At 65.6% G+C, this 12,234-nt stretch carries 11 protein-coding genes and 1 pseudogene; 6 read left to right on the top strand and 6 right to left on the bottom strand.

Features of this window, described 5'->3' with window-relative positions:
• Positions 1-26: 26 nt before the first annotated feature.
• The gene (locus A3CW_RS0115070; protein ID WP_051481475.1) at positions 27-521 is read right to left on the bottom strand and encodes a DUF3237 domain-containing protein; all 495 of its coding nucleotides are present in this window, start codon (positions 519-521) and stop codon (positions 27-29) included.
• Between the two features lie 139 nt (positions 522-660).
• Complete coding sequence (locus A3CW_RS0115065; protein WP_322787959.1) at positions 661-963, bottom strand: SDR family NAD(P)-dependent oxidoreductase; 303 nt, start codon at positions 961-963, stop codon at positions 661-663.
• A gap of 10 nt (positions 964-973) precedes the next feature.
• On the opposite strand from A3CW_RS0115065, the pseudogene A3CW_RS50950 reads away from it, so the two are divergent.
• Together A3CW_RS50950 and A3CW_RS0115060 are read left to right on the top strand one after the other, a co-directional pair.
• Positions 974-1,154 (top strand): annotated as a pseudogene (locus tag A3CW_RS50950) (alkene reductase); the annotation flags it as partial.
• Positions 1,155-1,195: 41 nt separating this feature from the next.
• Positions 1,196-2,185, top strand: coding sequence for a zinc-dependent alcohol dehydrogenase family protein (locus A3CW_RS0115060; protein ID WP_028204316.1), 990 nt, complete (start codon positions 1,196-1,198; stop codon positions 2,183-2,185).
• A gap of 37 nt (positions 2,186-2,222) precedes the next feature.
• Here A3CW_RS0115060 and A3CW_RS0115055 read toward each other — a convergent pair whose 3' ends face one another.
• Positions 2,223-2,957, bottom strand: a complete 735-nt coding sequence (locus A3CW_RS0115055) for a metallophosphoesterase family protein (RefSeq protein WP_028204315.1) — start codon at positions 2,955-2,957, stop codon at positions 2,223-2,225.
• Here A3CW_RS0115055 and A3CW_RS54440 point away from each other — a divergent pair.
• Together A3CW_RS54440 and A3CW_RS54435 are read left to right on the top strand one after the other, a co-directional pair.
• Complete coding sequence (locus A3CW_RS54440) at positions 2,932-3,321, top strand: SDR family NAD(P)-dependent oxidoreductase (RefSeq protein ID WP_322787958.1); 390 nt, start codon at positions 2,932-2,934, stop codon at positions 3,319-3,321. The genes A3CW_RS0115055 and A3CW_RS54440 overlap by 26 nt on opposite strands.
• A gap of 29 nt (positions 3,322-3,350) precedes the next feature.
• Positions 3,351-3,797: an SDR family NAD(P)-dependent oxidoreductase gene (locus A3CW_RS54435; RefSeq protein ID WP_322787957.1), complete on the top strand. Its 447-nt coding sequence runs from the start codon at positions 3,351-3,353 to the stop codon at positions 3,795-3,797.
• A gap of 20 nt (positions 3,798-3,817) precedes the next feature.
• Here A3CW_RS54435 and A3CW_RS0115045 read toward each other — a convergent pair whose 3' ends face one another.
• The 3 genes from A3CW_RS0115045 to A3CW_RS0115035 all read right to left on the bottom strand — a co-directional run bounded on the left by A3CW_RS0115045 (position 3,818) and on the right by A3CW_RS0115035 (position 7,194).
• The gene (locus A3CW_RS0115045; protein ID WP_028204314.1) at positions 3,818-4,132 is read right to left on the bottom strand and encodes a high-potential iron-sulfur protein; all 315 of its coding nucleotides are present in this window, start codon (positions 4,130-4,132) and stop codon (positions 3,818-3,820) included.
• 19 nt (positions 4,133-4,151) lie between these two features.
• Positions 4,152-5,372, bottom strand: a complete 1,221-nt coding sequence (locus tag A3CW_RS0115040; protein ID WP_028204313.1) for a c-type cytochrome — start codon at positions 5,370-5,372, stop codon at positions 4,152-4,154.
• 94 nt (positions 5,373-5,466) lie between these two features.
• Positions 5,467-7,194 (bottom strand): methanol/ethanol family PQQ-dependent dehydrogenase, encoded by a 1,728-nt coding sequence (locus tag A3CW_RS0115035; RefSeq protein ID WP_028204312.1) that lies wholly within the window; start codon positions 7,192-7,194, stop codon positions 5,467-5,469.
• Between the two features lie 455 nt (positions 7,195-7,649).
• On the opposite strand from A3CW_RS0115035, the gene A3CW_RS46355 reads away from it, so the two are divergent.
• Positions 7,650-9,962, top strand: a complete 2,313-nt coding sequence (locus tag A3CW_RS46355) for a TonB-dependent receptor family protein (RefSeq protein WP_035513097.1) — start codon at positions 7,650-7,652, stop codon at positions 9,960-9,962.
• Between the two features lie 278 nt (positions 9,963-10,240).
• The gene (locus tag A3CW_RS0115025) at positions 10,241-12,229 is read left to right on the top strand and encodes a sigma-54-dependent Fis family transcriptional regulator (RefSeq protein WP_028204311.1); all 1,989 of its coding nucleotides are present in this window, start codon (positions 10,241-10,243) and stop codon (positions 12,227-12,229) included.
• Positions 12,230-12,234: the final 5 nt, after the last annotated feature.

Below are 12,234 nucleotides of genomic sequence, written 5' to 3'. Positions count from 1 at the left end.
GGCGCGGTTGCGGCGAAACGCGTGGCTCAGAGCACTTCGAAAATGCTGTAGACCGGGCCGCCCGGAAAGCGATGGCCTGTGCCGACGGCCATGACGCGGTTGAGCCACTCATACTTGCCCGCTGGCGCTTCGAAGACGGGATTGGTACGAAAGTAGTAGCTGGCGGGGTCGACGGCTTCGCCACGGTCCAGCCGCTTCAAGACTTCCGGGTCGCCGTGGCGCACGCCGCGATACGACATCAGCAGGTTCGTGCCGTCGTCGGTGCGCAGGAGCAGCCGCACGTCGAGTGTCGTGCTGCCGTCGCCGCGCACGCTCTGCCAGTCGCTGCCGCCATCGAGCACGACGCCCGCGAGGCGTTCGCCCGCGAATGTGCCGGACGGCACGATGCCGACACGGCGCAGCGCGGCTCCGGTCTGGCCGACGATCTCGATCGGCTTGACGTCGAGCCGCATCACGAAGAGCGGACGTGTTTGCACCGCTTGGAGCGCGGGCGGGAGTTCATCGAAACGAGGCGTGGACATGGGGTCACCTTGGGGGCCGTTCATGTTGATGGCGGGCTTGCGGACGTCGTCGAATACCGCTTCTTCAGCGGCGGGAAATCGGCGGGCCGCATTAGTGTATGCGAGGGGCCTGCGGCCGAGCGCGGTGGCGCAACGAGCATTACGCTGCCGTGCGCCCGCCGTTCACGCGCAGCACTTCGCCCGTCATGAAGCTGGCCGCGCCGGAGCCGACGTAGCGGATCGCGTCGGCAATTTCCTCGGGGCTGCCGGCGCGCCTGAGCGGCACGTTCGCGAGCGCGGTCGCCTTGCGATCCGGGTCGGGCATGAAGCGGTCGAGCATGGCGGTCTGCACGGGGCCGGGCGCCACGGCATTCACGCGCACACCGAACGGCGCCGCTTCGAGCGCGGCGGATTTCGTCAGGCCTTCCACGGCGTGCTTATGACCCGCCTGCGCACGATCCAGCCCGGCGACCGACGCGGATCTCGTTGCTTTTGGCAGGCATTTCTCGTCAAACCCGGATTTGCCGTATCGTGCTGAAGCACAAGCTGCCGCTTACGCCCTATGTACGCGCAGCATTCTGGGGCGGCGACGAACAGCACTATTCGGACTTCCCGGTTCATCAGTCGAACTCACGGGCCGCAGCGACCCTGTGATGCGCTCATTACGTCCTCGTCAATCGAAACAGGAGTCAGTCATGTCACGGACAGTCAGGTTTGCACAGGCAGGTGGCCCGGAAGTGCTGCAATTCGTGGATGAACCGGTACGCGCCCCCGGCCCCGGCGAAGTTCGCATCACGGTGAAAGCGATTGGTCTGAATCGCGCGGAATCGATGTGGCGCGCCGACCAGTACATCGAGCCCGTGCGCTTTCCGGCAGGCCTCGGGTACGAAGCGGCCGGCATGGTCGACGCCGTGGGCGAGGGAGTAGTCGGCATCGCACCGGGAGACAAGGTCAACGTGATCCCGTCGTTCTCGATGAATCAGTACTTCACGTACGGAGAAAGCATCGTCGTGCCGGACTATGCGGTCGTCAGGCATCCTGAATCGCTTTCGTTCGCTGAGGCCGCGTCGGTGTGGATGATGTTCGTCACCGCATACGGCGCGCTGATCGAAGATGCGAAGGTGGGCGCCGGCGACTATGTCGTCGTGCCGGCCGCGTCGAGCAGTGTCGGACTCGCGGCGATCCAGATCGCGAACTACGCCGGAGCGACTTCAATCGCGGTCACGCGTCACGCCGCCAAGAAACAGCCGTTGCTCGACGCGGGCGCGGCGCACGTGGTCGTGACCGATGAGACGGATCTGCTGGACGAGATCATGCGCATCACCGGCGGAAAGGGGGCGCGCGTCGTTTTCGATCCGGTCGGCGGCCCGAACTTCGCGAAGCTGATCTCGGCGCTGTCTTTCCAGGGGATCGCGTATCTCTACGGCGCGCTCGATGAACGTGCCACGACGCTGCCCGTGCTGGAGATGATCGCGAAGGTCGTGAGCGTGAAGGCCCACAACATCTGGCTCACCAGCGGCGACGCAGAGCGCCGCAAGGCCGCCGTGGAATATGTGCTAAAGGGACTCGAAAGCGGCGCGCTCAAGCCCGTGATCGACCGCACGTTCACCTTCGAGCAGATTGTGGATGCGCACCGCTACCTCGAAACCAATGGGCAGTTCGGCAAGATCGTGGTGACGGTGTAGTCCGCCGATGCGCGGCGCCCAGCATCGGCAAAAACGATCAGCAATACCCGGTGCGAAGTGCCGCTGCCCAGTCGGGGCGGCCATTGGCGGCGGCACGTTCGGCCACCGCGTGCCAGTCGTACTCGACGGCGCGAAACTCCACCTCCCAGCCGCGCGGGGTACGGGTGACGCTCGCGTAGCGCGCGTGCGGCGTCCCCGTTTCCATACGATGCGCGAAGGGATGCGTGTCCTCGTACGCGGGCAGGCCGACACCGCCTGGGTTCACGATGAAGCGGCCATCGGCGAGCTGCATCGAGCGCGCGAGATGCGTATGGCCGCACAGAATCAACGCCGCCTCGACCTCGGCCGCGCGGCGTCTGACCTCGCCATGCGTGGCCGTTCGGCAGCCACTCGCCGTGACGGTTTCGAGGAAATAGGAGAGGTCGTCCTGCGGCGTGCCGTGCACGAGCAGCACGTCGCTTTCGAGCCATAGCGTGGCAGGCAATGCGCCGACCCACGCCAGCTGTTCTTCACTCAGCACGCCGCGTGCAAAGCGGTCCGATGGCCCCATGCGAGTGCCATCCGCGCCAAGCAGCTGTCTTTCGTGGTTGCCGCGTATCGTGGGCAATCCAAGCTGCATCAGCCGGTCCGCTGTTTGCGACGGATAAAGCGGGCCAGAAAGGATGTCGCCGAGATTGACGATCACGTCCGCCCCTTGCCGCTCGATATCGTCGAGCACCGCTTCGAGAGCGGGCAAATTGCCGTGAATGTCGGAAAGCGCCGCGATTTTCATGGTGCGAACGGAGGCCGGCCGCGAAAGTCGTGAATTGGGCGATTCTGGACGATTTGCCACCCGGTGTCCACGGCCGATCCTGTCAATAAAGGAGAGGCAGATGGAAGCATCTGTCGCACTCAAGGGAAAAACTGCGCTCGTATTCAGCCGTTCGCGGGGCATTGGCGCCGCGGCAGCGCGACGCCTGGCGCAAGAAGGCGCCGATGTCGCGCTGACCTATGTTTCGGCGCCGGAGCGTGCGGCCGAAACCGTTGCGGCAATCGAAGCCGAAGGTCGTGCGGGTATCGCCATTCGGGCCGATAGCGCCGATCCGGCCGCCTCCAGAGCGCCGTCGTGCAGACCGTGTAAAGATTCGGAAAACTGAACATAGCCGTCGTCAACGCAGGCATCCTCATGCTCGGAGACATTGCGACTGTGAGCGTCGAAGATCTCGATCGCATGCTCAGCATCAACGTGCGCGGCGTCTTTCTCGCTATTCAGGCTGCCGCCGCGCAACTGAACGAAGGTGGCCGCATCATCACGATCGGCAGCAACACGGCGGTGCGCAGCGGCCACCCGGGCTCGAGCGTGTACTCGATGACGAACGCCGCCGTTGTCGTCATGGTGAAGGGCGCGGCCGTGGATCTCGCGAGCCGCGGCATCACGGTGAACAATATCCAGCCGGGTCCGACGATCACCGACATGACCGCCGAACACATCGACGCGATCAAGCCGCTCATTCCGCTCAGGCGCGCGGCGGACCCGGACGAGATTGCCGGGCTCGTTGCGTGGCTCGCGCGCAAGGAGTCCGGCTATATGACGGGGTCGAGCCTCACCATCGACGGCGGCATGGCGCTGTGAGCGTGCGCGGTGGCGCGCGCTCAGGCCCGCTGGGCGTAGACGTTGCACCAGCCATCGGCAGCAACGGCCTTGCTGGGGAACATCGGGCACGCGCCAGCGGCTTCGCCCGCCGCGCCGGCGTAGAAGCGGCAACTCGCGCAGCGCTGACCCGCGGCGTACTTCGGAAACTTGCCTGCGTCGACGCTGCTGGCTTTGGCGCGATAGCCCAGCGACTTTGCGGTAGTGTCGTTCTCGTCGACGAGGGCGGGTCCGGCGAGTGCGCGCCCGGCCGTGGCGAGCGCGGCGCAAAGGCCGGCGGTGTGAAGGATGAAGGTTCTGCGATTGCGGGAGATCATGCTGGTTTCCTGGGTTGTGTTAGTGGCGCGGCCCGGCGTTGAGCGGCGTGGTCGACGATTGCGCGGCTTCGGAAGTGAGCTTCGCGTTGCCCGCGTCATAGCCGTTCGTGTAGAGCAGGAAAGCCATCAAATCGGCGTACTCCTGATCGGACATCTTGCCCGGGCGGTCGGCCGGCATGTTGGTCGACATGTACTGGTAGATGCCGCCGATGGTCAGATGCGAATTCGCCGCCGGGGCGAAGGCCGGGCCGCTCAGCGCGGGCGCGGTGATGCCTTCGAGTTGCGCGCCGTGGCACTTTGCACAGGAATCCGAATAAAGATGCTGGCCGTGCTCGACCTGTTCATGATCGAATGCGGGCGCATTGCCGCCAGTCGTTGCGGAGACCTTGATGAAGGCGCCTTGGCTGTACATGGCGGCGCGCCGATATGAAGCCTTCGTGCTTCCGGGCGAGGCCGCATTCGAGCGCGCCTCGCTGGCTGCGCTTTCCGGCAGCGTCCAGCCGCGCGTGAGTGCGGCGAGACGGCCGTCATCATTCATGCGCGCAAGGGCCGCGTCAATGCGCGTTTGCAGCGCGCGCATGCCAGGCCCCGAAGCGAACACGAGATGCCAGTCGGCATACGGCGAAGTCGTCGCCGCGACCGCGAATTGATGCTGCGGATGCGCGCGCTGGTAAGCCACGACGGCCGGATACCAGACGATCGCGCGCTGCGCGCGGCCTTTCGCGACCGCGTCGACGGTCAGTTCGGAGGTGTTCTCGAGGTCGAAGCGCGCGTTCTTCTGCTGCACGGCGATGAGTTGCGACGGGCTGGACCAGGTCGCCGCGACCGTTTCCTTGCCGTCGGCAGCGGGTGCTGCGGCGCGCGGGTGGCGTAGCGTGACGCTGACATAGCCCGAGCGCAGGTAGCCTTGCGAGAAAATCATCTGCGAGCCCGATGCGTCGGCGACGCTCGAGCGCGGGAAGCCCGCAACGAGGTCGCAGTCGCGGCCCAGCGCGCTGGCGAGTTCGTGAGCCGAGATGCCGTCGTCGCCGCCATCGTCGTCGATGCCGCGCGTGACGAACGTTGCGGCCACGCCAGCAGTTTTCAGTACGGCGCGCGCGACGGCCTGGTCGAGCGCGGCCGTGGGGCTGCCCGGCAGCGTGCAAACACGCACCGCGTTCGCCGCCGCATGGGCGCTGGTGTGCGCGCCGCCTGCCGCGAGCGCGGCAGCCACGGCGAGCCAGGTGATCCGGATGTTCATGATCGTGTATTCCAGTGAAGTCGGGGCCGCACGCAAGTGCGGTGGCTAGCGCACGTGCGTGCGGCCGAAGGCGAGAGCGTCGTTCAGCCCTGGTTCAGCCCCGGTCCAATGCGAACACGTAGAGCGTGCCGCCGCGCGGGACATCTTTCGCTACATCGGCCATCGGGCCGCCCCAAATCGGATTTGCGCCGCCGTAGCCCGCAAGCACGGCGACGTACTCCTTGCCGTCGACTTCGAACACAGAAGGCTGCGCGATGATGCCGCTCGCGAGCTGCGGGCTTTCCCACAGCACCTTGCCGGTGGCGACGTCGAACGCATAGAGATGCCCGTCGAGCGACCCGCTGAACGCAAGACCGCTGGCGGTGGTCGCCACGCCGCCGTTCCAGGGCATCTTGCTCCAGTGGCCCCAGAGCTTCTTGCCGGTGTTCACGTCGATGGCCTGCAACTCGCCATAGCCTTCGCTGCCCGGTTCAGGCTTGATTTCGAAGCCTTCGCCGAGATAGGGCAGGCCTTCCATATAACTCACCGACTTGCCCGAGAGGCTCATGCACGCGTGCAGCGAGGGCACCACGGCAATGTGCCGCTCCGGATCGTAGGACACCGACCACCAGTTCTTGCCGCCCAGGAAGCTCGGGCAAGTGTCGATGGTCGTGCCGGCCTTCGGGTATTTCAACGGGTCCTGAACCGGCTTGCCGTCGTCCGTGTAGCCCGTGACCGAGGTCGCCTTCACGAATGGCTCCGCGTAGATCAACTTGCCCGTTCGCCGGTCGATAGCGTGGAAGAAGCCGTTGCGGTCGGCGTGGATGATGGCGTCGTAGTCCTTGCCTTTGTACTGGATGTTCGCGAGGACCGGCGTGTTGACGCCGTCATAGTCCCACGTGTCGTTGCTCGTATACTGGTAATGCCATTTGAGCTTGCCGTCTTTCGGGTCGAGCGCGAGAAGTGAATCGGAGTACAGATTGTCTCCGGGGCGCAGCGCGGCGAGCCACGGACCGGGGTTGCCCACGCCCCAGTACAGCGTGCGGCTCGCGGCGTCGTAGGTGCCGGTGAGCCAGGCGGCGCCGCCGCCGTGCGCCTGCATGCCGTCGGGCCAGGTCTCCGCGCCTTTTTCGCCGGAGCCCGGAATGGTGTAGCGCTTCCACACGATCGCGCCGTCGTCGGGGTTCAGCGCGGCGATGTAGCCGCGAATGCCGTACTCGCCGCCCGAGGTGCCCACGACGATCGAGCCGTCGAGCGCGAGCGGCGCGAGCGAGAACGCGTAGCCGAGGCCCGGCTCGAACATTTGCTTCTTCCAGACTACCTGGCCGGTCTTCGCGTCGAGCGCGGCGATTTCGCCGCTGAGCATGGCGATATAGACGTTCTTGCCGTACAGCGCCACGCCGCGGTTCACCACGTCGCAGCACGCGGTCTTGAACGACTCCGCGCCGAGCTTCGGCTCGTATTTCCAGAGCTGCCTGCCGGTCTTTGCATCGAAGGCGTAGACGTTATCTTTCGGCGTGCTGACGAAGAGATAGTCGCCGTTGACGATGGGTGTCGCCTCGAATCCCTGCTTCAGTTCGGCGGGAAACGGGTAGCTCCACGCCTGTTTCAACTCGCCGACGTTCGACGCGTCGATCTGCTTGAGCGGCGAGTGCGACTGGCCGTTGTAGCTCCGGTAGTACGTGAGCCAGCCCGGGTCGCTTTGCGCGCGGGTCAGGCGGTCGTAGGTCACGGGCGGATAGTCCGAGGCGGCATCCACTGGGCCCGCGTTCAAGGACATCGCCGCCGCGATGGCCATTGCGCAGGTCGCAAGCCGGCTTGCCGCAGCCGAGCGTCTCTTCATCTTCGTCTCCTGGATATTTGTCGATGCACGGCCGGGAAGCGGTCAGGCTGGATGCGCGAGGGATGGGGCCGGTCCGGGTGCGCTGCCGTTCTTGCAAGTCGTATGCCATTGGCCGCGCAGCATTGCGTGGCGGGCGATGCAGCCTGTTGATCGGCTTTCCGGCGAGGTGCCCCCGGTGTGGCCGATGTGTTGCATTCCGGTACAGGCCGCGGCGAAAAGTGTTGGCGAACGTGACAGTGGGCCGGTCGCGCAGGAGAGCGCTGCGCGGTATCGCGCGGGCCGATGCACAAGCGCGGCCCAGTAAAGGGCGCCGCCATGCACGCTGGCACGTTGCTGGCTAGATCACGGCAAAGAGGAGACGGTTGTGTGCGCATCGGTCGGCGCACGACGCTTCGGCGTCGAGCCGCACGAGCCCATAAAACAGATGGAGACGAAAGTTGATCCTGGAGAAGGCGGTGGACGTAAACCGAGGCAGTGCGAGGCGCGCGTTTGCGACGCTTGGCACGAGCCTCGCCCTCGGCGCGCTGTGCGTCGCCACGCCCACGCTGGCTATCGCGCAGGCACAGAGCGCAGCGGATAAAAGTGCGGCGAGCGAAACGCCGAACCCGACCGTACTGCCCGCTGTCGTGGTGGTCGGCACGACGCCGCTGCCCGGCATCGGTACACCGCTTGCGAAGGTGCCGGCCAACGTGCAGACCGTGAACGCGCAGGACATCGCGACACAGCACCGCGAAACGTTGACCGACTTCTTCGCCGCGAACCTGCCGGGCGTGAGCGTGACCGACGCCCAGGGCAATCCTTTCCAGATGAACCTGAGCTATCGCGGCTTCACGGCTTCGCCAGTGCTCGGCACCCCTCAGGGATTGTCGGTGTTCGTCGACGGCGTGCGCGTGAACGAGCCGTTTGGCGACGTCGTGAACTGGGACCTGATACCGACCGGCGCGATCGACAAGATCCAGCTCATTCCAGGCTCGAATCCTGTCTACGGCCTCAACACGCTGGGTGGCGCCATCGCGATCACGACGAAGAACGGGCGCACGAGCCCCGGCGGCGATATCGATCTCTCAGGCGGCTCATGGGGGCGCAAGAGCGCGCAGGTTGAGCAGGGCGGCACGCTCGGGCCGCACGTCGACTACTATGCGAACGCGAACGTCACGAACGACAACGGCTGGGCCGACCACAACGCGAGCCGCGTGCGCCAGGCATTCGGCAAGCTGCGCTACACCGACGACGACACGACGCTCGCGATCTCGGGCGGCGGCGCGGACAACCAGCTGTACGGCAGCCAGACCATTCCGCGCTCCTTTCTGGACAACCCGAAGCAGGCCTACACGTTTCCGGACCTGAACCGCAACAGCGTGGGCTACCTCACGCTCTCGGGCGACCACTTCTTCAACGACAACGTGGAACTAAGCGGTAACGCCTACTATCGCCATCTGCGCAACGAGAACCTGAGCAGCAACAACAACACGGACTACGGCTCGATCGACGCGGACGGCAACGTCGACACGCTGGAGGGCAGCAATGTCGATTCGGTCGTCACGACGGACAGCTTCGGCGCGAGCCTGCAGCTGACGCTGCTCGGCAAGCTGGGCGGCATGGGGAGCCAGCTCGTTGCGGGGGTGGCGGCGGACTTTGCGAACTCGCGCTACGTCTCGTCTTCGCAGGACGCCGCCTTCACGCCCGACCGCGCGACGGTCGGCATCGGCAATTTCGTTCAGCAGACCGATGCCAGAACGCGCAACGCGAACTATGGCATCTACCTGAACGAGACGCTCACGCTCACGCCGCAATGGACGCTCACGCTGTCGGGTCGCTACGACTGGGCGAGCGCTCGCATTGCAGACGAAAGCGGCGTGCAGCCGCTGCTCGACGGCTATCACACGTTCTCGCGCTTCAATCCGGCCGTGGGGCTCAACTGGAATCCGCTGCCCGCCGTCACCGTCTACGCGACCTATAACGAGGGCATGCGCGCGCCCACCGCAATCGAGCTTGCGTGCGCAGACCCGGCTGCGCCATGCTCGCTGCCGAACGACTTCGTGGCCGATCCGGCGCTGCAACCCGTGGTCTCGAAGACTTTCGAGGCCGGTGCGCGCGGCCGCATCGGCGCGCAGACCACTTGGAGCGCCGCCGCGTTCAGCACCACGCTCTCCAACGACATCGAGTTCGTGAGCGCGGCGGGCAGCACGCAGGGCTATTTTCAGAACGTCGGCAAGACGCGCCGCCAGGGTGTCGAGCTGGCGGGGCACACGGTGTTCGGCCCCGTTGGCATCGGCCTGAACTACAGCTACGTGGACGCGACCTATCGCTCGACATGGACCGAGCAAAGCCCTGCGAATTCCTCGGCGGATGCGAACGGCGTCGTCACGGTACGGCCGGGCGACCACGTGCCCGGCATTCCGGCGCATGCTGTCAAGCTGCGGCTCGACTATGCGGCCACGGCGAAATGGAGCATCGGCACGAACATCACATGGCGCAGCGGCGTATACGCGCAAGGCGACGAAAACAATCAGGATGCCAATGGAAAGATCGCGGGCTATGTGCTCGTGGATCTCGACACGCGCTATCACGTCACGAAACGGCTGGAGGTCTACGCGAACGTGACAAACCTGTTCGACAAGCGCTATGCGAGCTTCGGCGTGCTGGGCCAGAATTTCTTCAACGGGCCCGGCCACACGTTCGACGGCGCGAATCCGGTGAACGAGCAATTCGTCGGGCCAGGTGCGCCGCGCGGTTTCTGGGTGGGCCTCCATTACGCCTGGGATTGAACGGAGGGGCCGAGTGCACGCATCGGGGTGAGTCCGAATTCCTCCACGCGGGCCAATTGCGGTAATACACAGGCTGGCGAATCTCTGCGGCGCGTGTTTCGATCGACGCACACTGCCTTGCATACGATTCACTTACACAGCGTGTTGCGCGTCGCGTGCGCGTTCGGCGCAAACCGGCTGTCTGGAATCGATGGCCGGATGGCCCAGAGCTTGCTAATAGAGGACACCGAGAAATATCGAAGTGTCCGGCAAGGTACCGGCCAATCGTGGAGGAGAGCATGCGCGACGACGTACATATGGCCGCGGGGCAAGCGGTCCAGGTGTCCAATGGCTGGCCCGCGCCGGACATTCAGAAGGCGCATGAGCGCTCGGAGACCTTCGGTCTGTGCGCGACGGCGAGACCGGATTACGATGTGCTTTCGGGCGCGGGGCTAGAGCTCAAGCGCGAGCAGAACCGCGTGCTGTGCATGCATGCCACGCCGGTCATGGAGACGCTGCACGAGCAGATCGTCAACACGCAAAGCATGATCGTGCTGACCAATGCCGAAGGCTTGATCCTGCATTCGATCGGCGATGACGATTTCCTCCAGCGCGCCGAAAAGGTCGCGCTGCGGCCCGGCGCCAACTGGGCCGAGGACCGCCAGGGCACCAACGCGATCGGCACCGCGCTCGCCGAGCGCTGTGCGACGGTCGTGCACGGCGACCAGCATTACCTCGCGGCGAACCGCTTCCTCACCTGTTCGAGCGTGCCGATCTTCGACCCATACGGCGACGTGATCGGCGTGCTGGACGTGACGGGCGACCATCGCAGCTATCACCAGCACACCATGGCGCTCGCGCGCATGTCCGTGCAGATGATTGAGAATCATTTGTTCGCGACGACCTTTCAGGAGACGCTGCAGGTCTCGTTTCATGGCCGCCCGGAATTCCTCGGCACGCTCATGGAGGGCATCGCCGCTTTCACGTGCGACGGGCGTTTTCTCTCGGCCAACCGCAGCGCGCAATTTCAGCTCGGCCTCTCGCTCGCCGCGCTGCGTGCCCATACGCTCTCGTCGCTATTCCAGACCACCAGCGCGCAACTCATCGACCGTATGCGCGCGGGCCTGGAGTCGCACCTGATGCTCAATCTGGCCAGCGGGGCGGTGGTGTGCGCGCGTGTGCAGTTCCGGCGCGCGACGCTGGCCGAAGGCGCCCGACCCGTTGTGGTGCATGGCGCTGCTTCGCAGGCTGCCGCCGGTGCGATGGCGCAGCCGCACTCCATGGGCCTCTCGCGCCTGAGCTACCTCGACACGGGCGATCCGCAAGTGGCGCTCGTGATTGCGAAGGTGCGCAAGGTGATCGGCAAGGACATCCCGGTTCTCGTCACCGGCGAAACCGGCACCGGCAAGGAGCTGCTCGCCCAGGCCATTCACAACGATTCGCCGCGCCGCGACCAGCCGTTCGTGGCGGTGAACTGCGCGTCGATTCCGGAAACGCTTATTGAATCGGAACTGTTCGGCTACGAAGAGGGCGCCTTTACCGGCGCGCGGCGCAAGGGCGCGGCGGGCAAGCTGTTGCAGGCGAACGGCGGCACGCTGTTTCTCGACGAGATCGGCGACATGCCGTATCCGCTGCAAGTGCGCCTCTTGCGTGTGCTGCAGGAGCGCATGGTCAATCCGCTCGGTTCGACGAAGACGATCGCTGTCGATATCGCGATCATCTGCGCGACGCACCGCGATTTGCGCGAGATGATCGCGCAGAACCGCTTCCGCGAGGACCTGTATTACCGGCTCAACGGCCTCGTGGTCCGCCTGCCGCCGCTGCGCGACCGCACGGATCTGGCGGTCGTGATCCAGAAGCTCTTGCACCGCGAATCGCACGGGCGTGCGAACGGGCAGCCCCTCAGCGTCGCGCCGGACGTGATGGCGCTGTTCGAGCGTTGTGCGTGGCCCGGCAACTTCCGGCAACTCGGCAACCTGCTGCGCACGGCCGCGGCCATGGTCGACGACGACGGCCAGATCCGGCGCGAGCACCTGCCCGACGACTTCTTCGACGATCTGCGCTGCCGCGGCCAGACCCAGGCGTTGCTCCCAGCGCATGCCCACGCGGAGCCGTTGGTGCCGGAGGACGCGCGCCTCGAAGACGTGACCGCCTCGACCATCGCGGCCGCGCTCGCGCGCCATGGCGGCAACGTGTCGGCTGCAGCGCGGGCGTTAGGCGTGTCGCGCAATACCATCTATCGCAAGATGCCCGCTGGCGATTCAGGTCGCGGTTCGGGCGACGCCTGAAGCGC

This window comes from Paraburkholderia nodosa DSM 21604, assembly GCF_000519185.1.
Classification (GTDB): Bacteria; Pseudomonadota; Gammaproteobacteria; order Burkholderiales; family Burkholderiaceae; genus Paraburkholderia; species Paraburkholderia nodosa.
The sequence above is the reverse complement of the archived record's forward strand: the minus strand, read 5'-3'. Positions and strand labels throughout refer to the sequence as shown.